Genomic DNA, 19,459 nt, shown 5'->3' on the forward strand with positions numbered 1-19,459 from the left:
CTACTCTTCCGATAACCACGCTCTTAGCAGTTTTGCAAATTCATCCGGCTTTTCTTTAGCCAGCCGTTCTAACTGTTTGCGGCGCATCGTTGCTTCTGTCTCATGCTCTTCATGAATGTCCGGAATTTGCTGCACAACCGGCTGCTCGAACATTTCTTCTTCCTCTTCCTCTTCTTCCCGGCGCTGGCGCCACAATAAAACGGCCAGAACAATAAGCAGAACAAGCGCTGCGCCACCAGCAATATAGACCCACATCGGAATCGTCTGTTTTGGTTCGGTAAACGTCGGTTTTCCATTGAATTTTTGTACCGAAACAACAACACGGTTATTAATATCTTGATCGGTTAATGTTTGTCCGTACCCTTTATCAATAGAGGTTCTGACAACCGTTCCTAATATTTTTTGAATGTCATTGATCGTCTGCAGCGGCAGCGAATTTGGATTTTTCGGGTCAGGCGGCTCTACCATCACCTGAATGCCTAGATCGCGAATTTTATAGGGACTTTCGACAATATGTTTTTTAATTTTATTCACTTCGTTGTTGATCGTCTCTTCCGTCCGCTCATAATCGCCGTTTGTTTCGCCTGTACCGGCCTGATAGCTCGGCACCTCGTTTTGGCCTGTGCCGGCGGTGCCGCCAGGACGGGCGCCATTGCCGGAATACGTTTCTTTAATGCGCTGCACGCTTACGGCAATGCCTTCATTATTTTTTTCATCGACAGGGGCGACAAGGTCTTCTTCCCGCTTTTCCTGGGTAAAGTCGACATCCGCCGTTACCGATACGACGACCTTATCCTGTCCCATCATCGTTCCTAACATTTGCTGGACTTGCCGCTGGATATCGCGTTCAATTTGTTTTTTTATTTCTTGCTGGGCGGCAAATGTTGTACCTGTCGAAAATTTTTCATCATTTTTTAAGTCGAAGTACTCAAAAAACTGATTCATAATGACGATATTATCTGTAGGAAGATTAGGGACGCTTTTGGCAACAAGATGGTACAATGCTTTAATTTGCTGATCGCTAAACCGGTATCCCGGTTTTGTTTTCAATACAATCGAAGCAGACGCTTCCCCTTTATCATCGGAAACAAACACGCTCGGCTGCGGAAGATTAATCATTACTTTCGCATCTTCAACGCCGTCAATGCTTTTTATTAAATTGGCGAGCTCATTTTGCATCGCTTTCAGCTTGACCATGTTAAATTCGTTATCCGTCATGCCAAAGCTGGCATTCTTTCCGAAAAAAGAATAATCAATGACGCCGCTGTTTGGTATTCCTTCTGCCGCTAATTCTACTTTTAGCGAGTCGGCCTGCTCTTTTGGCACTTCGATCGTCGTACCGTTATTAGTCACTTGCGATTTAACGCCGCGCTGGTCCAGCGTCGCTTTAATTTGTCCCGCCTCCTGCGGGGTTAAATTGCTGTATAACGGCACAAACTCGGTTCTCGTCGTGAAAAAGACGACGGCGCCGACAGCCGCGATGAAAAGAATAAGGCCGGAAACAGCCATCCATTTTTGTTTTTTTGTTCTCTCTTTCCAAAATAAAGTAAAGCGATTGGTCCATTCCTTTAATTTATTGCTCATATTATTCCCCCGGTTATGTCACAATCGATTCGCTATATTTGCATCCGCATCATTTCTTGATATGCTTCAACCACTTTATTGCGGATTTCTAACGCAAGCTGCAAGGAAATACTTGCTTTTTGCGAAGCGATCATCACTTGGTGCAAATCGACATTTTCGCCTCTCACTAACTTTTCGGTCAGCCGGTCCGCCTGCACTTGCTCCTTATTGACTTCATGGAGCGCTTCTTTTAAAAAGGCGGAAAACTGTTTTTGCGCCTCTATCGGCTTTGTCTGCTTAGCAGCATTCGCTGCATGCGAAAACAACGCGCCTCCGATTCCTTGTATCATCTTGTCTATCCCCTTTACGATGATTTGCCAATCTCTAACGCCTTCATTAACATTCCCTTCGAGGCATTAAAAACGGTGACGTTTGCTTCGTAGGACCTTGTTGCACCGATCAAATCGACCATTTCTTTCAGCGGGTCGACATTAGGCAGACGGACATAGCCGTCGGGTCCTGCATCCGGATGGGAAGGGTCGTAAACAAGTTTAAAAGGAGTCGAATCCTCTATAATTTTTGTTACCTTTACCCCATTTCCTACCGATCCCGAGCGATTCATTGCTGCTTGCAAATATGTATTAAAATCTTCCTGACGCGGTTCCATCACCACTAGTTTGCGGCGATATGGCTCCCACTTCCCATTGATGAGACGCGCCCGCGTCGTATCTATGTTAGCCATATTGGAAGAAATCACATCCATGCGCAGCCGCTGGGCCGTTAGCGCCGAGGCGGTAATATTTAAACTTTGGAAAATAGACATGGATTATTTTCCTCCCCTAATGACGGTTTTTAACGTTGTCAAATTTCCGTTCAGCCGTTCGATTAGCGCATTGTAATAAATTTGATTTTCTGCTAAATTTGACATTTCACGATCAATGTCGACATTGTTTCCATTATGATTGTAAACTAAATTTCCTTTTGTCGCTACGACAAATTTCTCATTCATTGAATGGGAAAACGGCAAATGTTTTGGATTCGTCCGTTTTGCCTCCAGCGAATGCATCGCACGAACTAGTTCCGCCTTAAACTGAACGTCTTTCGCTTTATAATTCGGTGTGTCTGCATTGGCGATATTGTTCGCAATCACTTTTTCCCGCAATGCCGCATAATCGAGTCCTTGTTCTAGCATCCTGATTGTGTGCGAAAACAATGACAAAGGTACCCCCTCTTTTATCCTAGTTTTTCGACAAGATATGCTATTATTCATTTTACGAGAGTGAAAAAATATTGTATAGCCGGAATATTGTACTATTTTTCATCACAACAATAGGGGGGATTGTCGAAATTTGTTTTTTAATCATTATAATTGGAAATAAAAAGGACCTAAAGGCATATACCGCCTTTAGACCCTTTTTACTATCAGCTGGATTTTAGTTTTTCTAATTCCGTCAAAAATTTATCATTTAAGACTTTAATATAGGTTCCTTTCATGCCAAGCGAACGTGATTCAATAACGCCGGCGCTTTCTAGTTTGCGGAGGGCGTTGACGATGACCGAGCGGGTGATGCCGACGCGGTCGGCAATTTTACTTGCGACAAGCAGCCCTTCCGTACCTTCTAATTCTTCAAAAATATGCTCAATCGCTTCTAGCTCGCTATAGGACAAGGAGCTGATCGCCATTTGCACAACTGCTTTGCTGCGCGCTTCTTCTTCAATTTCTTCCGCTTTTTCCCTTAAAATTTCCATTCCAACAACCGTTGCACCGTACTCCGCCAAAATAAGGTCGTCATCGTTAAATTCGCGATCTAACCGCGATAAAATAAGCGTTCCAAGGCGTTCGCCGCCGCCGTTGATCGGCACGATCGTCGTCAATCCCGTTTTAAATAAGTCACGATTTTCCACTGGAAATGCGGTATATTCGCTATTAATATCGATATTAGGGGATGTTTCCGTAATGTTAAATAAGTTTTTCGTATATTCTTCCGGGAATTGACGCTCTTCGAGCATTCTTTTCATTCGTTCATTTTCAATCGATTGTTTGATGGCAAAGCCAAGCAGCTTGCCGCGGCGGCTGACGACGAATACGTTTGCTTCGATGACTTCGCAGAGCGTTTCCGCCATTTCTTTAAAGTTTACTGGTCTTCCGGCTGCTTTTTGCAGCATTGCGTTAATTTTTCTTGTCTTTTCTAATAAATTCATTGATTGATTCTCCTCCTTATTTTTTTGTTACATTTGTTACAAAATAAATTCGCTTAAATCTTTGTTTTTGACAATGTTTCCTAATTTTTGCTCGACATACTGCGGTGTAATCACCACTTTGTCTAGCGTAATATCCGGGGCTTCAAACAATAAATCTTCGAGCAGTTTTTCCATGATCGTGTGCAGGCGTCTCGCCCCGATATTATCGGTCGTCTGATTCACTTCAAAGGCAACTTCGGCTATCTTACGAATAGCATCGTCAGAAAATTCAAGATTTATACCTTCTGTTGCCAAAAGCGCCTTATATTGTTTAATCAGCGCGTTATGAGGCTCTACCAATATTCTTACGAAATCGTCCACCGAAAGTTTCGTTAACTCGACACGAATCGGGAAACGCCCCTGCAGCTCGGGGATTAAATCGGACGGTTTCGCCATATGAAACGCCCCGGCAGCGATAAACAAAATATGATCGGTCTTTACCGGGCCGTATTTGGTCATGACCGTTGAACCTTCGACGATCGGCAAAATATCGCGCTGAACCCCTTCCCTTGACACATCGGCGGAAGACGTCGATGGCCCGCTGCGGGCAATTTTATCGATTTCGTCGATGAAAATGATGCCGGATTGTTCGGCGAGGCGCACTGCCTCTTGCGTGACTTCGTCCATATCAATGAGCTTTTGCGCTTCCTCATTCGTCAGCACTTTGCGCGCCTCGCTCACTTTTAGTCTTCTTTTTTTGCGGCGCTTTGGAATAAGGCTGCTAAGCGCATCCTGCATGTTCATTCCCATTTGCTCGATTCCTGCTCCCTGCAGGAAATCAAACAGCATCGGCTGCTGCTCCTCCACTTCGATGGTCACCATTTCATCCTCTAACTGACCGTTGGCAAGCTGCCAGGCGACCTGTTTCCGCTTTTGTTCAATATGCTCGTCTTCGTGTCCGTGATTCGTCTCTTGCTGATACGATTGCCCGCCGCCAAATAATAATTCAAGAGGGTTTTTGATCGTTTGCTTTTGTCTCCCTGGCACTAACAGTTCGACAAGCCGCTTATTGGCCTGTTGTTCGGCTCGATCTTTCACTTCGTTCATTTTCCGCTCTTTCACAAGCCGCACGGAGGTTTCGACAAGATCGCGCACCATCGATTCGACGTCGCGGCCGACATATCCGACTTCGGTAAACTTCGTTGCTTCCACTTTCACAAACGGCGCCCCGACCAGCTTTGCCAGCCGTCTCGCAATTTCCGTTTTGCCGACCCCTGTCGGACCGATCATCAAAATGTTTTTCGGGACTACCTCATCGCGCAATTTTTCGTCAAGCAAACTGCGGCGGTATCGGTTTCTTAACGCAATCGCCACCGCTTTTTTCGCTTCTTTTTGCCCGACGATGAATTGATCGAGCTTCTCGACGATTTGCCGAGGTGTAAGTGTTTCCGACATCGCTGTCCCTCCTCCCGTTTTACAATTCCTCCACAATAATGTGCTCGTTCGTATACACACAAATATTGGCCGCTATTTCTAGGGCCGCTTTGGCAATCTCTTTTGCCGACAATTGTTCTCCCGCGTATTGCTTCAACGCGCGCCCTGCCGCCAGTGCATAGTTTCCGCCGGAGCCGATCGCTAGAATGTCATCATCCGGCTCGATGACTTCGCCCGTTCCCGATATGAGCAGCAAATGGCGCTCATCCATGACAATCAGCATCGCTTCCAGGCGGCGCAACACTTTATCGCTGCGCCATTCTTTCGCCAGCTCCACAGCAGCGCGCGGCAGGTTGCCATTAAACTCTTCCAGCTTTCCTTCGAACATTTCAAACAATGTAAAGGCGTCGGCTACAGAACCAGCAAATCCGGCCAACACTCTTCCTTGAAATAACCGGCGCACTTTTTTTGCCGTATGTTTCATGACCACCGCGTTTCCAAATGTAACCTGGCCGTCCCCTGCCATCGCCGCTTTTCCATTATGGCGGATCGCAAAAATCGTCGTCGCGTGAAACTGTTCCATTCCCTTTCCCTCCTTGCCGGCGGCAAAGTTATGCCCGCGGATGCGTATGTAAATAAATGTGTCGGAGTCTGTCTTTCGTGACATGGGTATACACTTGCGTCGATGAAAGGTGCGCATGTCCGAGCAATTCCTGGACGGTGCGCATATCCGCTCCTTCATTTAATAAATGAGTCGCAAACGTGTGCCTTAATACGTGCGGGCTGATATGCTGCGTAAGCGCCGCCTTTTTGACGATTTCATCCAAAATATAACGTGCCCCCCGAGGTGTTAACGGATTGCCGCGGGCGTTGACAAACAAATACGCATGCTCGGTTTTCGCGTTTTCAAGAAGCTCTCGCCGCCCCTGACGGATGTAGCGTTCTAACGCCTCTTTCGCAAAACGGCCGAACGGAACATAGCGTTGTTTACTGCCTTTACCATGAATTAAAATCGTTGAAACAGAAAAATCGATGTCGGAAAGCTGAATGTGACAACATTCACTAATACGGACGCCGGTTGCATAAAGAAGCTCGAGCAACGCTTGGTTGCGCTGTCCGATTGCCGTATTTACATCATTGACATGAAAAAGGCATTCTAATTCCTGCGGGTATAAAAAATTAGGAATTTTTTGTTCTTTTTTCGGCAGCGCTGCAAGTGCGAACGGATTTTCCTTCACTTTCCGTTCCCGCAGCAAAAACTTATAAAAACTGCGCAGACTGGACATTTTCCGTGAAATGGAGCGGCTTGACTGCTTTTGGCCGTAGAGTTTTGTTAAATAAAGACGAACATCGCTATATGTTACTTCATGTAAGTGCTGAATCCCCTGCTCATTCATAAATTCGAAAAACTGTTCGATATCTTGTCGGTAACACACAATAGTATATTGTGAATAATTTTTTTCGATTTGTAAATATTCTATGAACAATTGTAACGCAATTTTCGAATTTTCCATTTTCCACACCTCACAAGGGCTACTAAATAGTAACATATATTAGTAGCCCTTGCAATCATTTTTTATAAAATTCTGAATTGTGTCCAATGCGCGCTGTGCGTAACGTTCGTTGCGCCGCTGTTTATCTTTGATCTTTTCCCCAAGCGGGGCAAATAAGCCGAAATTGGCATTCATCGGCTGAAAATGCTTTGGATCTGCCGACGTAATATAATGGGCCATGCTACCGATGGCTGTTTCCGGTGGAAAGACGACAAGCTCTTGCCCCAATACAAGCCGCGCCGCATTGATGCCGGCGACAAGTCCGGATGCCGCCGATTCGACATATCCTTCCACACCGGTCATTTGCCCGGCGAAAAATAAATCATCGCGTCCCTTATACTGATACGTCGGCCGTAATAATTTTGGAGAGTTGATAAATGTATTGCGGTGCATCACGCCGTAGCGGACAATTTCCGCATTTTCCAGCCCCGGAATCAGGCGGATTACTTCTTTTTGCGGCCCCCATTTCAAGTGGGTTTGGAAACCGACGATATTATACAGTGTGCCCGCCGCATTATCCTGACGCAGCTGAACAACCGCGTATGGCCGTTTTCCAGTCCGCGGGTCTTCTAAGCCGACCGGTTTCATCGGTCCAAAGAGAAGCGTCTGTTTTCCGCGCCGCGCCATCACTTCAATCGGCATGCATCCTTCAAAATAAATTTCCTTTTCAAATTCTTTTAGCGGCACTGTTTCCGCCGAAATAAGCGCTTCGTAAAAGCGGTTGAACTCTTCCTCTGTCATCGGGCAGTTGATGTAGGCCGCTTCCCCTTTATCATAGCGTGATTTCACATACACTTTTTCCATATTAATGCTGTCTTTTTCAATAATTGGAGCAGCGGCATCGTAAAAGTACAAATACTCTTCGCCTGTCAGCTCTTTAAGCCGCTCCGATAATGCTTGCGATGTTAACGGTCCGGTGGCGATAATCGTCGGGCCGTTTGGAATGTCGGTCACTTCTTCGCGAATAACCGTTACGTTGGGATGGCCTTGCACAAGATTGGTGACGCGTTCGGCAAACTCGTGACGGTCGACGGCCAAAGCGCTTCCCGCCGGGACGGCGCAGGCATCCGCCGCCTGGATAATGACGGAGTTCAGGCGGCGCATTTCTTCCTTCAGTACGCCGACCGCATTCGTCAACGAATTCGCACGCAATGAGTTGCTGCAAACTAATTCGGCAAATTTATCGGTATGATGGGCAGGCGTTTGTTTCACCGGCCGCATTTCATAAAGACGAACATGGACGCCCCGGTTGGCAAGCTGCCATGCCGCTTCGCTGCCGGCCAGCCCTGCACCTACCACATTTACTGTTTTTTCGTTCACGTCATATTCCTCCTTATTCGCTTACGATTGCGGTTCTTCCTCGTAGTCACATGCCGTGCATTGCACTTGCACGCCTTTTTTCAGTTTCTTTTCCACCAATAGTCCGCCGCACTTCGGACAAGGACGGGCGAGCGGCTTATCCCATGAAACGAAGTCGCATTGCGGAAAGCGGTCGCAGCCGTAAAAAATCCGCTTTTTCTTGCTGCTGCGTTCGACAATATTGCCTTCATGGCATTTCGGACATTTGACGCCGATTTCCTTAACGATTGGCTTTGTATTGCGACATTCCGGAAAATTCGAACAGGCGACAAACTTGCCGAAACGTCCCATTTTATATACCATTGGGCTTCCGCACACTTCGCAGTCGATTCCCGCCGGCTCGTCTTTAATCTCGACTTCTTTCATTTCCTTTTCCGCGATTTGCAGCCGTTTTTCAAATTCGCGGTAAAATTTGTCGACCACTTTGACCCATTCTACTTTGCCTTCTTCAATTTCATCCAAATTTTTCTCCATTTTTGCCGTAAACTCGACATCAATAATTTCCGGGAAAAACTCTAAAATAAGCTCCAGCACGATTTCTCCGAGTTCGGTCGGAACAAAGCGCTTATTTTCTAGCACGACGTAGTTTCGCTTTTGAATCGTATCAAGCGTCGGCGCATACGTAGACGGCCGGCCGATGCCAAGTTCCTCTAGCGTCTTGACAAGCCGCGCTTCCGTATAACGAGGAGGCGGCTGGGTAAAATGCTGCTTCGGTTCAATCTTTTTGCCGACCACCTTCTCCCCTTCCTGTAAATCGGGAAGAAACCGGTCTTGTTCTTCCGTCTGATCGTCCGTTCCTTCTACGTACACTTTCATAAACCCCGGAAATTTGACTTTGGAGCCGCTGGCGCGAAAGACGACCCCCTCATTTTCGAGCTCGACGCTCATCGTATCCAATACGGCAGCGGCCATTTGGCTGGCGATAAAACGTTCCCAAATCAGCTTATACAGCCGAAACTGGTCACGCGTTAAATACGGTTTTACCTTTTCCGGATCGCGAAACGCAGATGTCGGACGGATCGCTTCATGAGCGTCCTGCGCATTCGCACTTTTCTTTTCTTTTCGTTTTTCTTGTGTGACAAATTCCTTGCCAAATACCGATTCAATATACGTTATTGCTTCTTGCTGGGCGCTTTCGGAAATTCTTGTTGAGTCCGTGCGCATGTACGTAATTAACCCGACCGTTCCCTCGCTGCCAAGGTCAATTCCCTCATACAGCTGCTGGGCGATCATCATCGTTTTCTTCGCCCGAAAATTCAATTTGCGCGCTGCTTCTTGCTGCAAGGAGGAGGTAGTAAACGGCGGCACAGGATTTCGCTTTCTCTCCTTTTTCGTTACCGTCTTGACGGTGAAATCATTGCCATTTATTCGCTCGAGCACAGAAGAAACGTCCGCTTCCTTTTTTAAGTCCATCTTTTCCCCGTCGACACCGTAAAAAGAAGCGGTAAATGTTTCGTTTCCTTTCACAAACTCCGCTTGAATCGTCCAATATTCTTCCGGCTGAAACTGTTTAATTTCTTTTTCGCGGTCGATAATGAGGCGCAAGGCAACAGACTGAACGCGTCCCGCGCTTAATCCTTTCTTGACTTTTTTCCAAAGCAGCGGGCTGATGTTGTACCCGACAAGGCGATCTAAAACGCGCCGCGCCTGCTGCGCGTCAACAAGATTCATATTGATCGCACGCGGATGCTGAAACGACTCTTTAATGGCATCCTTTGTAATTTCATGAAAGACAACGCGGCAATCGGAATGTATGTCAAGATCAAGCATGTTCGCTAAATGCCAGGCGATCGCTTCCCCTTCGCGATCCGGGTCGGCGGCGAGAAACACTTTTTTCGCTTTTTTTGCTGCTGTTTTTAATTCTTTAATAATCTGGCCTTTTCCGCGAATCGTAATGTATTTTGGCTCATAGCCGTTATTTATATCAACGCCCATTTGGCTTTTTGGCAAATCTCGAACATGTCCCATGGAAGCTTTTACTTTATATTTTTTGCCTAGATATCGCTCAATCGTCTTCGCTTTCGCTGGCGATTCCACGATGACAAGGTAATCTGACATCCAACTTCCTCCCCTAAGAGGTAAATTTAAATCTTCATTATTATTAATGATTCTTATGATATTTGTCAAACGTGATATGAAAAAAATTGTTGTTGATTTGTCTCAAAGGTAAGGGAATTCCGCCGCTATATCGGCCGCACACTGAACTAATTTTGCTCCTTGCTGGATGAGCATGTTCGGTCCTTTCGCTTGCTCTAAAAAAATCGGTCCGGGCACGGCAAAGACCTCTCTCCCTTGCTCCAAGGCAAAGAGAGCGGTGATTAACGAGCCGCTTCTCGCTTTCGCTTGGACAACAACCGTTCCAAGCGATAGTCCGCTAATAATCCGGTTGCGTGATGGAAAATGCCATTTTTGCGGCCGAATATGCGGAGGATGCTCCGCTAAAACGAGATGTTCCTCCATTAATTGTTTTGCTAGTTTTTCATTTTGCCGCGGATATATATGATCCAATCCTCCGCCAATTACAGCGATCGTCTTTCCGCCGCTTTCGACCGCCATTTCATGGGCCATCGTATCGATTCCTACGGCCAGGCCGCTGACAATGACCCAGCCATCAGCCGCCAGCGGCGGAACTAATTGGCGCAGCGATTCGGCCCCCTCTTTTGTCGGCCGCCTTGTGCCAACGATGCTAATCATTTTTAAATTAGACAAAAGCTTCGTATTTCCTTTTGCATACAGCACCCATGGCGGCTCGTATATATGTTTTAACAAAGGAGGATAGTCTAAGTCAAAAATAGTGATGATGTGAATATTTTTGTCCCTATATGTTTTTATCATACTTTCAATCTGAGGGGAATATAAATCTTGGAAAAAGACGGTGCTCTGCTGCGAGGATAAAGACAGGTATGTTTGTAAAACATCAGGGGATAAGGCGAAGAGGGAGGAAAAGGTTGGATCCATGTCAAATAAACGGCGTATCGTTTTCCATCCCGCTCCGCGGCAATGATGCAGGTGAATGAGCCGTTCGCGAACAGAATCGTACATCTTATTCTCCTTTCTATCAATATTTTATATAAAATATCGTCCCGCATGAAAAACGATGCGGGACGATGAATATTTATTAATGGGTTTTGCATTTTTCGTAAAGTCCGCGTTCTTTTAAGACGGAAATTAGCGTTTCACCGATGACGGCTGGCGTTTCTGCCACTTTAATGCCGCATTCGTTCATTTTCTTAATTTTTTCCGCCGCTGTTCCTTTACCGCCGGAAATGATCGCACCGGCATGGCCCATCCGTTTTCCTGGAGGCGCTGTTTGACCGCCGATAAAGCCAACGACCGGTTTAGTCATGTTCGCTTTTACCCATTCTGCCGCTTCTTCTTCTGCCGTACCGCCGATTTCGCCAATCATGATGACGGCATATGTTTCTTCATCTTCGTTAAACGCTTTTAACACGTCGATAAAGTTCGTGCCGTTGACCGGGTCGCCGCCGATGCCGACTGCTGTCGATTGGCCGATGCCGGCTTGTGTCAATTGATGAACTGCTTCGTACGTTAGCGTACCAGAGCGGGAAACGATGCCGACGTGGCCTTTTTTATGAATGTATCCAGGCATGATGCCGATTTTGCATTCTTCCGGCGTGATGACGCCCGGGCAGTTAGGACCGATGAGGCGCGTTTTTTTGCCTTCCATATACCGTTTTACTTTTACCATATCCAAGACCGGAATGCCTTCGGTAATACAAACGACAAGGTCTAATTCCGCATCGACCGCTTCCATAATCGCGTCAGCGGCAAATGGGGCTGGAACATAAATAATAGACGCGTTTGCTCCTGTCGCCTTTACCGCTTCTTCAACGGTGTTAAATACAGGAACGCCTTCAATTTCCGTTCCGCCTTTGCCAGGTGAAGTGCCGCCTACAATTTTTGTTCCGTACTCGAGCATTTGTTTCGTATGGAATAACCCTGACGAACCTGTAATCCCCTGAACGATGACTTTTGTGTCTTTGTTAACAAAAATGCTCACGTTTCTCCCTCACTTTCTTAACGTACTAGCTCGACAATTTTTTGCGCGCCGTCTGCCATCGATTCAGCAGCGGTAATGTTTAGACCCGATTCTCGCAAAATCTTTTTCCCCAGTTCGACGTTCGTTCCTTCGAGACGGACGACAAGCGGAAGATTGAGACCGACTTGTTTCGTTGCTTCAACAATGCCGCTGGCAATCACGTCGCATTTCATGATGCCGCCGAAAATATTGACGAAAATGCCTTTGACGTTTGGGTCAGAAAGAATAATTTTAAACGCTTCCGTTACTTTTTCCGCGGTCGCGCCGCCGCCGACATCCAAGAAGTTGGCTGGCTCGCCGCCGTAATATTTGATAATGTCCATCGTCGCCATCGCCAAGCCGGCGCCGTTGACCATGCAGCCGATATTGCCGTCAAGCGCGATATAGTTTAAATCATATTTCGACGCTTCGACTTCTTTCGGATCTTCTTCATCTAAGTCGCGGTATTCTAAAATGTCTTTATGGCGGTACAGTGCGTTCGAATCAAAGTTCAGTTTGGCATCCAACGCCATTACTTTGCCGTCGCCGGTGACAACAAGCGGGTTGATTTCGGCGATCGAGCAGTCTTTGTCAACAAACACTTGGTAAAGCCCCATCATAAATTTGACCGCCTGATTGACAAGCTCTTTTGGAATATTGATGTTGAACGCTAAACGGCGCGCTTGAAACGCTTGCAATCCTACGGCCGGGTCAATATATTCTTTAAAAATTTTCTCCGGCGTTTTCGCCGCTACTTCTTCGATTTCGGTTCCGCCTTCTTCCGAACCCATTAAAACAACGCGGGAAGTTGCGCGGTCGACGACTAAGCCGATGTAATATTCTTTTTTAATGTCGCATCCTTCTTCAATAAGCAAGCGCTTTACTTCTTTCCCTTCCGGACCTGTTTGATGGGTGACAAGCACTTTTCCCAACAGTTCGTTCGCATATGTACGAACTTCATCCAAGCTTTTCGCTACTTTTACCCCTCCGGCTTTTCCGCGTCCGCCGGCATGAATTTGCGCTTTAACGACGCAGACAGGAGTCCCTAATTCTTTTGCCGCTTCTACCGCTTCCTCAACAGTGAACGCTACGCGGCCGTTTGGCACGCTAACGCCGTAGCTTCTGAGGATTTCTTTTGCTTGATATTCATGAATATTCATGCGCCAACCTCCTATGTATAAACTAAAAAAATTCTAGCGCTTTCATTTTATAATGACACTTTCTATATTGTCCACCATTTCGACACAAAATTGAAAAATTTAAAAACAGTAAAATCTCCCAATCCCTTGCTGGAAGCAGGTTTATTCCATTTTTGCCTGCCGGTCTAGATGATAAATAAAGGCAAACAATTCGGCAACAAGGACATATAAATCTTCGGGAATCATTTCATTTACTTCCAATTCGCTTAATAATTGGACAAGGGACGGATCTTCCTGGATCGGAATGCCGTGCTGTCTGGCCGCGGCAATGATTGCTTCCGCGACGTATCCTTTTCCTTTCGCCACTACGATCGGCGCCTCCTGCACGTTCGCGTCATAGGAAAGAGCTACCGCCTGCTTTTTTTCGTTTTTCATATGCGGTAATCCACCTCGCTATAGCGCTTGTCAAACGCAGCATCGATAGGCAGCAGCGTTTTTTTTGCTGCCACCGCTTCCACTTTCAAAGCCGACAGCGTATAGCCATGCGCGGCAAGCCGCTCTTTCAGCATCGGTTGCAAGGCGTTTGCCAGCTCGGGCAAGCGCGGGGCAGGATTGAAAACAGAAATATGAACGATCCGCTGCTGAACGCGCACGTCGACAACGGTTTCTTTTAAGTGATCAAGAAATAAGCAAAACACAATATGGCAGTAATCAGGGTCGATTTTTCCATCTCTTTGTCTTTTTCCTTGCCAATAAATCGTTGCATCCGTGTGCTGCCGGCCGAGCTGAAACGGAATTTGCACAAATAGATGCTGGATGGGTCCTTCGATGTCCGATAGCAGCTGTTGGCCATTAATATGGTGCAGAAGTGTTTGCAGCCTTTCTTTTAATGCCGGATCATTCACATCTTCCAACGCTTGCAAAAGGAGCGTCTTTAACGATGAAAACGCCGCTTCATGGAAAGTGTTTGTTTTTAATGCGCGGCGGATCTTCGCTTCATCGCCAACCCCAAGCTTTGGCAACCATTGTTTTAGCAGATGAAACATTGATAACGCAATATCTGCGTCAGCCAACACCGCAGAAAAAAGCCGCTGTTCCTCATTCGGAAGCAAACCGGCCTGATAGGAAGCGAAAACGGTTTGAAAGTGTTCTAGAAACGTTTGTTCATCAAATGGAGAGAATAATAGCTGCAACTGCTGCTTGACTTGCGGGAAATCTCTTTTTTCCATTGCTGCTTGCAGTTTGGCCAGCTCATCTGCGGCAATTTCCGGCACGGACACCCCCAGCCTGTTCAACAGTTGCTGCGCCGCGTTTGGCTCCGGCTGTTGTAGGGATTGCAGCAATTTGACAAGGCTTTCATAGGCATGAACCGGCGTGTGGAACATTTGTTGAATGTAGCGGCGCAGCGCCTCGACCGGCTCCGGCTGGTGCGGCGGCAGCGAAGCGAGGCGGCTTTCAACGTGTTGCAGCTGATAAAAAAGCGGTGGATTCGTTTTCACCGCAAGCAGCGAAAAGAAAATATCTTTTGTCATCGGGAGGCGCTGGACCAACATATATTCCAAAACAGACAATCCCTCTTTTTTATGTTCGACCTTCTCTACTAACGAAGCGATATAAAACAGTTCTTCTTTCGTAATCGGTATTTTTTCCGCCAACGCAAAACGTAATAGCGGATATAAATCTTTTGGCAACTTCCATTTTTGCAGCAAATATTGCGCCGCTTCATCGTTTTGGATGGAAGACGTCAGATGGCGCTTCGGCTGTTTGGAGATCGGCTTCCAATAAATTTCGCCATTTTCATGTCTTACCTCAAACAAATAAGAATTCCCAGCTTGTAACGACGTTTGCAGGCGTGCGGTAACGAGCTGCTCGCCGACGCGTACAAGCGCTGTTTTTCCTTTCTGCGTTTCTTCTTGTATGCTTTCAATTTTTCCGACAATCACCTGTCCGTGGCGAAAACGGTGATAGGTGGCATCAGGGGCAGGAGAAACGGAAAAAGCTTTGTCGATGCGCTCCATCATTTTTCTTGCTCCCCCCGCTTTATTTGTTCGTCTCTTCAAGCATCTCTTTTACCGGCGAGAAAGAGCGGCGATGCTCCTCAATGGCGCCGTACGTACGAATGGCTTCCAAATGCTGCCGCGTGCCATACCCCATATTTTTATCAAATCCGTATTGCGGATAGCGCTTTGCCAGCTGCTTCATAAAGTGGTCGCGCGTCACTTTGGCAATAATGGAGGCAGCAGCGATCGAAACACTGTTGGCATCGCCTTTAATAATGCTTTGCTGCGGCGTCGGGATCGGAAGTGCCATCGCATCAATGAATAAATAGTGCGGTTGCGGAGAAAGCTGCTGCACCGCCTTGACCATTGCTTTTTTTGTCGCTTCATAAATGTTGATTTCATCGATTTCTGCCGCAGTGACCACGCCGATGCCGATCGAAACAGCGCATGATTGAATCGCATGAAACAGGGTTTCCCGCTTTGCTTCCGAAAGCTTTTTTGAATCATTTAAGCCGGGAATATAGGCGTCTTTTGGCAAAATGACCGCCGCCGCCACGACCGGTCCGGCAAGCGGGCCCCGCCCCGCTTCATCAATGCCGGCAATCCACTCGATTCCTTTCTCATACAATTGCCTTTCATAGCGGGTCATTTCTTCCCATTGCCTTTTTGCTTGTTCTTCCTGTTTTTTTTGTTTCCGCCAGCGCGCCACCAGCTGCTGCACGCTTTTCCGCTCATCTTGCATGATCGCTTCAAGCAGCGGGTCATGTTCGTCATCAATTTGCCGCAACAATGCCTGTATCTCTTTGACCGTATATTGTTCCATGCTGCTTGTCCTCTCTCCTTTTTTCTATCATTTATATCGGCATTACTGCATAAAAAATAAAGCCCGGGTCAAGCGGGCTTTTATGTAGCTGGAGATTCAAAGCTAATTCTTCCTAGTTTTTCGGTGCGAATGTCATGAAGCACAATTTCCGCTACCTTGTCGTAATCAACCGCCCCGCCGCTTACAAGACAACCGCGCCGCTTGCCGATCGCATCGAACAAGGCCACAATTTCTTCAGGAATGTCGTCGAGCGAATAACGTTCTTTCAACCGCTCCGGATAATGTTCCTTCAAAAAGTTTAGCGCGTATACCGCCACATCCTGCAAATTTAAAATTGTATCTTTAATCGCACCGGTCGTAGCCAGCTTCAATCCGACTTCCTCATCTTCAAATTTTGGCCATAAAATTCCCGGCGTATCTAAAAGCTCCATCTCCTTGCCGACTTTAATCCATTGCTGCGCTTTTGTCACTCCCGGCTTATCGCCTGTTTTCGCGATATTTTTGCCGGCAAGCCGATTGATAAGCGTTGATTTCCCCACATTGGGTATACCGACGATCAGCGCACGCATCGGCCGCGGGTTTTTGATTCCTTTTGCCGCCATTTTCGCAAACTTGTCTTTCAACATTTCCTTTGCTGACGATACAATTTGCCTAATTCCCGTTCCTGTTTGCGCATCGATCGCCAGCGCACGCAACTGCTGCCGTTCGAAATAGGCAATCCATTGCTCTGTCACCGTCTCATCGGCCATATCCGCTTTATTTAGTAAAACGATGCGCGGCTTGTTGCCAAGAATTTCATGAATCATCGGATTTCTCGATGACAGCGGAATGCGGGCATCGAGCAATTCGAACACGATATCGATTAATTTTAATTTTTCTTGCACTTCTCGTTTCGCTTTGGCCATATGGCCGGGAAACCATTGAATCGTCATGTGTATCACCCATTTATCGCGTTATTTCACAACCCGTGCGTCAGACAGGGGCCAATAGATGATGCTGGCCTTGCCGACAACTTTTTCCATTGGAATAAACCCGATATGACGGCTATCTTTGCTAAAACGGCGGTTATCCCCCATCACAAACAGATAGCCTTCCGGTACAGTTTTCCGGCCGGTAATTTCTTCTAAAGTAAACGGTTCGGTCAGCGGGCCATCCATCACTTGCTTTTTATATTCTTCCAGGTACGGTTCCTCGTACGGCTTGCCGTTTACATATAACGTATCATTTTTGTATTCAATATGGTCGCCCGGCAAGCCGATGACCCGCTTAATATAGTCTTTTCCCTCTTCGGCATGAAAAACAATAATGTCAAAACGGTGAGGTGTACCAATTTTATAAGAGAGCTTATTGACAATCATGCGGTCGTGATCGTGAAGGGTCGGCATCATCGACTGGCCGTCAACAATAATCGGAGCAAAAATAAAATAGCGAATGCCTCCCGCCAGCAACACGGCAACCACGATTGCCTTCATCCATTCCCGCAGTTCACTTTTTTTCTGTTCCATCTTTTTCTCCCACCTAAACGTTTTTTTTGTTTTTAATATGTATTATGACATATGATACATATGTGAAAAAAGGAGCTTGCCATCAAGCTCCTTTTCCGTAACGAAGACTAACCCACTGCATCCATTATTGAACCGTTTCTTTAATGCGTGCTGCTTTACCGCGAAGTTGCCGCAAGTAGTACAATTTCGCACGGCGTACTTTACCGCGGCGAACAACTTCTAACTTCGCGATTTTCGGCGTATGCACTGGGAACGTGCGTTCTACGCCAACCCCGTAAGACACTTTGCGGACCGTAAATGTTTCGCTGATGCCAGCACCGCGGCGTTTAATCACTACTCCTTCAAATACTTGGATACGTTCACGGTTTCCTTCAACAACTTTCACGTGAACGCGCACCGTATCGCCAGGACGGAAGTCTGGCAAATCTGTCCGCAATTGCTCTTTCGTGATTTCTTGGATTAAATGATGCATCATTTTCCACTCCTTCCAACAGATGTTCATGACAATGCTTATCCATCATTGCAGCGGAACATCGTTTTCCTGCCTTAAGCGAACTGCTTAAGTCACACAAAAAATATACTAACATAAACTTGCATCGTGCGCAATAGTTACCGTTTCTCTTTTTTCCACTGTTCAAGCCATCGCTTTTGTTTTTCCGTTAACGGGTAGTTTTCCAGTAAATCAGGGCGGCGCAAAAACGTGCGCTTTAACGACTGCTGCTCCCGCCATTCCTCGATCAAGCGATGATTGCCCGACAAAAGTACATCAGGAACTTTCATGCCGCGAAAATCGGCGGGACGTGTATACTGCGGATATTCCAAAAGTCCCGAGCTGAACGAATCATGTACTGGGGAAGACGCATTGCCAAGCACGCCTGGGAGAAGCCGGACCACGCTATCGACAATGACCATTGCTCCCAGTTCCCCGCCCGTTAGCACGTAGTCTCCAATGGAAATTTCATCTGTCACTAAATATTCGCGAATCCGTTCATCATAGCCTTCATAATGACCGCAAATGAGCACTAAATGCTCCTCTTTTGCAAGCTCTTCCGCTTTTTTTTGCGTGTAGCGCTCTCCTTGCGGGCAAAGCAAAATAATGCGTGGATGCGGGGAATCTTTTGTGACATGATGGACAGCGTCAAAAATCGGCTGCGGTTTCAACACCATTCCGGCCCCGCCGCCGTACGGGTAATCGTCGACTGTTTTATGTTTATTGTCAGCGAAGTCGCGAAAATTGACAACATGGATGGAAACAGCTTTCTTTTCTTGCGCCTTTTTCAAAATCGACTCATTCAACACGCCTGTAAACATATTTGGAAATAACGTTAATATATCGATTCTCATCATTCCAGCAATCCTTCCATCGGGCGGATCGTAATCGTTTTCTTGTCTACATCCACCGCTTTTACGACATCTTCAATATACGGAATCAGCACTTCTTTGCCGTCGTTTCGCTTTACGACCCATACATCGTTGGCGCCCGGAGTTAAAATTTCTTTCACCGTGCCAACTACTTCGCCTTCTTCTGTCACAACCGTACAGCCAATGATTTCGTGAAAATAATACTCTCCCTCATTCAACTCGCCAAGCTGGCTTTCCGGTACTTTCAACATTGCCCCTTTAAACTTCTCGACAAGATTGATGTTGTCATATCCTTCAAAAGAAAGTAAATCAAACGATTTATGAACGCGGTGGCTTTTGACCGTCACTGCGATCGGCTTTTCGGATTGTTCGGTAAAAATATAAAGCGTATTGCCTTTTTTATAGCGTTGTTCTGGAAAATCGGTCCGTGAAATGACGCGCACTTCGCCACGGATTCCATGCGTGTTGACAATTTTGCCGACGTTAAACCATCTTTCCATC

General features: G+C 46.6%; 21 protein-coding genes. All 21 read right to left on the minus strand.

The features are described 5' to 3' along the window. Nucleotides 1–1,584, minus strand: coding sequence for a flagellar basal-body MS-ring/collar protein FliF (fliF, locus tag GCA01S_RS02885; RefSeq protein ID WP_017437089.1), 1,584 nt, complete (start codon nucleotides 1,582–1,584; stop codon nucleotides 1–3). 32 nt (nucleotides 1,585–1,616) lie between these two features. Continuing rightward, nucleotides 1,617–1,913 (minus strand): flagellar hook-basal body complex protein FliE, encoded by a 297-nt coding sequence (fliE, locus tag GCA01S_RS02890; RefSeq protein WP_017437090.1) that lies wholly within the window; start codon nucleotides 1,911–1,913, stop codon nucleotides 1,617–1,619. A gap of 14 nt (nucleotides 1,914–1,927) precedes the next feature. Further along, entirely contained in the window at nucleotides 1,928–2,386 is a 459-nt protein-coding gene (gene flgC / locus GCA01S_RS02895; RefSeq protein WP_017437091.1) for a flagellar basal body rod protein FlgC, read from the minus strand. 3 nt (nucleotides 2,387–2,389) lie between these two features. Then, nucleotides 2,390–2,782, minus strand: coding sequence for a flagellar basal body rod protein FlgB (flgB, locus tag GCA01S_RS02900; protein ID WP_042407108.1), 393 nt, complete (start codon nucleotides 2,780–2,782; stop codon nucleotides 2,390–2,392). A gap of 203 nt (nucleotides 2,783–2,985) precedes the next feature. Continuing rightward, nucleotides 2,986–3,765: a GTP-sensing pleiotropic transcriptional regulator CodY gene (codY, locus tag GCA01S_RS02905; RefSeq protein WP_017437093.1), complete on the minus strand. Its 780-nt coding sequence runs from the start codon at nucleotides 3,763–3,765 to the stop codon at nucleotides 2,986–2,988. A gap of 36 nt (nucleotides 3,766–3,801) precedes the next feature. After that, nucleotides 3,802–5,199, minus strand: a complete 1,398-nt coding sequence (gene hslU, locus GCA01S_RS02910) for an HslU--HslV peptidase ATPase subunit (protein WP_017437094.1) — start codon at nucleotides 5,197–5,199, stop codon at nucleotides 3,802–3,804. A 19-nt stretch (nucleotides 5,200–5,218) separates the two neighbouring features. After that, a complete protein-coding gene (gene hslV, locus GCA01S_RS02915) occupies nucleotides 5,219–5,761 on the minus strand; it encodes an ATP-dependent protease subunit HslV (protein WP_017437095.1) in 543 nt (180 codons plus the stop codon). A gap of 28 nt (nucleotides 5,762–5,789) precedes the next feature. Then, nucleotides 5,790–6,692, minus strand: a complete 903-nt coding sequence (gene xerC, locus GCA01S_RS02920; protein WP_017437096.1) for a tyrosine recombinase XerC — start codon at nucleotides 6,690–6,692, stop codon at nucleotides 5,790–5,792. A 39-nt stretch (nucleotides 6,693–6,731) separates the two neighbouring features. After that, nucleotides 6,732–8,051, minus strand: coding sequence for an FADH(2)-oxidizing methylenetetrahydrofolate--tRNA-(uracil(54)-C(5))-methyltransferase TrmFO (gene trmFO, locus GCA01S_RS02925; protein ID WP_017437097.1), 1,320 nt, complete (start codon nucleotides 8,049–8,051; stop codon nucleotides 6,732–6,734). Nucleotides 8,052–8,072: 21 nt separating this feature from the next. After that, nucleotides 8,073–10,148 (minus strand): type I DNA topoisomerase, encoded by a 2,076-nt coding sequence (gene topA, locus GCA01S_RS02930; protein WP_042407113.1) that lies wholly within the window; start codon nucleotides 10,146–10,148, stop codon nucleotides 8,073–8,075. Nucleotides 10,149–10,250: 102 nt separating this feature from the next. Beyond that, nucleotides 10,251–11,132, minus strand: a complete 882-nt coding sequence (dprA, locus tag GCA01S_RS02935; protein WP_042407116.1) for a DNA-processing protein DprA — start codon at nucleotides 11,130–11,132, stop codon at nucleotides 10,251–10,253. A gap of 76 nt (nucleotides 11,133–11,208) precedes the next feature. Then, a complete protein-coding gene (gene sucD / locus GCA01S_RS02940; RefSeq protein WP_017437100.1) occupies nucleotides 11,209–12,111 on the minus strand; it encodes a succinate--CoA ligase subunit alpha in 903 nt (300 codons plus the stop codon). Nucleotides 12,112–12,128: 17 nt separating this feature from the next. Further along, entirely contained in the window at nucleotides 12,129–13,289 is a 1,161-nt protein-coding gene (sucC, locus tag GCA01S_RS02945) for an ADP-forming succinate--CoA ligase subunit beta (protein ID WP_017437101.1), read from the minus strand. Between the two features lie 141 nt (nucleotides 13,290–13,430). Next, entirely contained in the window at nucleotides 13,431–13,703 is a 273-nt protein-coding gene (locus tag GCA01S_RS02950; RefSeq protein WP_017437102.1) for an EscU/YscU/HrcU family type III secretion system export apparatus switch protein, read from the minus strand. Then, entirely contained in the window at nucleotides 13,700–15,289 is a 1,590-nt protein-coding gene (locus GCA01S_RS02955) for a hypothetical protein (RefSeq protein ID WP_174407469.1), read from the minus strand. Before GCA01S_RS02955 ends, GCA01S_RS02950 begins: the two co-directional genes overlap by 4 nt. Before the next feature lie 19 nt (nucleotides 15,290–15,308). Continuing rightward, nucleotides 15,309–16,091, minus strand: coding sequence for a ribonuclease HII (locus GCA01S_RS02960; protein ID WP_017437104.1), 783 nt, complete (start codon nucleotides 16,089–16,091; stop codon nucleotides 15,309–15,311). Nucleotides 16,092–16,171: 80 nt separating this feature from the next. Continuing rightward, nucleotides 16,172–17,023 (minus strand): ribosome biogenesis GTPase YlqF, encoded by an 852-nt coding sequence (gene ylqF, locus GCA01S_RS02965; protein WP_017437105.1) that lies wholly within the window; start codon nucleotides 17,021–17,023, stop codon nucleotides 16,172–16,174. 21 nt (nucleotides 17,024–17,044) lie between these two features. Continuing rightward, complete coding sequence (gene lepB / locus GCA01S_RS02970; protein WP_017437106.1) at nucleotides 17,045–17,596, minus strand: signal peptidase I; 552 nt, start codon at nucleotides 17,594–17,596, stop codon at nucleotides 17,045–17,047. 124 nt (nucleotides 17,597–17,720) lie between these two features. Further along, the gene (gene rplS, locus GCA01S_RS02975; RefSeq protein WP_017437107.1) at nucleotides 17,721–18,068 is read right to left on the minus strand and encodes a 50S ribosomal protein L19; all 348 of its coding nucleotides are present in this window, start codon (nucleotides 18,066–18,068) and stop codon (nucleotides 17,721–17,723) included. A 137-nt stretch (nucleotides 18,069–18,205) separates the two neighbouring features. After that, nucleotides 18,206–18,940, minus strand: a complete 735-nt coding sequence (trmD, locus tag GCA01S_RS02980) for a tRNA (guanosine(37)-N1)-methyltransferase TrmD (protein WP_026078627.1) — start codon at nucleotides 18,938–18,940, stop codon at nucleotides 18,206–18,208. Beyond that, a complete protein-coding gene (rimM, locus tag GCA01S_RS02985) occupies nucleotides 18,940–19,458 on the minus strand; it encodes a ribosome maturation factor RimM (protein ID WP_017437109.1) in 519 nt (172 codons plus the stop codon). Before rimM ends, trmD begins: the two co-directional genes overlap by 1 nt. Between the last annotated feature and the right edge of the window lies 1 nt (nucleotide 19,459).

Origin of the sequence: Parageobacillus caldoxylosilyticus NBRC 107762 (assembly GCF_000632715.1) — a bacterium.
GTDB lineage: Bacteria > Bacillota > Bacilli > Bacillales > Anoxybacillaceae > Saccharococcus > Saccharococcus caldoxylosilyticus.

Bases quoted from the DNA above. Each gene is read 5' to 3' on its own strand.
- fliF (WP_017437089.1), bottom strand. From the start codon at position 1,584: ATGAGCAATAAATTAAAGGAATGGACCAATCGCTTTACTTTATTTTGG.
- fliE (WP_017437090.1), bottom strand. From the start codon at position 1,913: ATGATACAAGGAATCGGAGGCGCGTTGTTTTCGCATGCAGCGAATGCT.
- flgC (WP_017437091.1), bottom strand. From the start codon at position 2,386: ATGTCTATTTTCCAAAGTTTAAATATTACCGCCTCGGCGCTAACGGCC.
- codY (WP_017437093.1), bottom strand. From the start codon at position 3,765: ATGAATTTATTAGAAAAGACAAGAAAAATTAACGCAATGCTGCAAAAA.
- hslU (WP_017437094.1), bottom strand. From the start codon at position 5,199: ATGTCGGAAACACTTACACCTCGGCAAATCGTCGAGAAGCTCGATCAA.
- hslV (WP_017437095.1), bottom strand. From the start codon at position 5,761: ATGGAACAGTTTCACGCGACGACGATTTTTGCGATCCGCCATAATGGA.
- xerC (WP_017437096.1), bottom strand. From the start codon at position 6,692: ATGGAAAATTCGAAAATTGCGTTACAATTGTTCATAGAATATTTACAA.
- topA (WP_042407113.1), bottom strand. From the start codon at position 10,148: ATGTCAGATTACCTTGTCATCGTGGAATCGCCAGCGAAAGCGAAGACG.
- dprA (WP_042407116.1), bottom strand. From the start codon at position 11,132: ATGTACGATTCTGTTCGCGAACGGCTCATTCACCTGCATCATTGCCGC.
- sucC (WP_017437101.1), bottom strand. From the start codon at position 13,289: ATGAATATTCATGAATATCAAGCAAAAGAAATCCTCAGAAGCTACGGC.
- GCA01S_RS02950 (WP_017437102.1), bottom strand. From the start codon at position 13,703: ATGAAAAACGAAAAAAAGCAGGCGGTAGCTCTTTCCTATGACGCGAAC.
- GCA01S_RS02955 (WP_174407469.1), bottom strand. From the start codon at position 15,289: ATGATGGAGCGCATCGACAAAGCTTTTTCCGTTTCTCCTGCCCCTGAT.
- GCA01S_RS02960 (WP_017437104.1), bottom strand. From the start codon at position 16,091: ATGGAACAATATACGGTCAAAGAGATACAGGCATTGTTGCGGCAAATT.
- ylqF (WP_017437105.1), bottom strand. From the start codon at position 17,023: ATGACGATTCAATGGTTTCCCGGCCATATGGCCAAAGCGAAACGAGAA.
- lepB (WP_017437106.1), bottom strand. From the start codon at position 17,596: ATGGAACAGAAAAAAAGTGAACTGCGGGAATGGATGAAGGCAATCGTG.
- rplS (WP_017437107.1), bottom strand. From the start codon at position 18,068: ATGCATCATTTAATCCAAGAAATCACGAAAGAGCAATTGCGGACAGAT.
- trmD (WP_026078627.1), bottom strand. From the start codon at position 18,940: ATGAGAATCGATATATTAACGTTATTTCCAAATATGTTTACAGGCGTG.
- rimM (WP_017437109.1), bottom strand. From the start codon at position 19,458: ATGGAAAGATGGTTTAACGTCGGCAAAATTGTCAACACGCATGGAATC.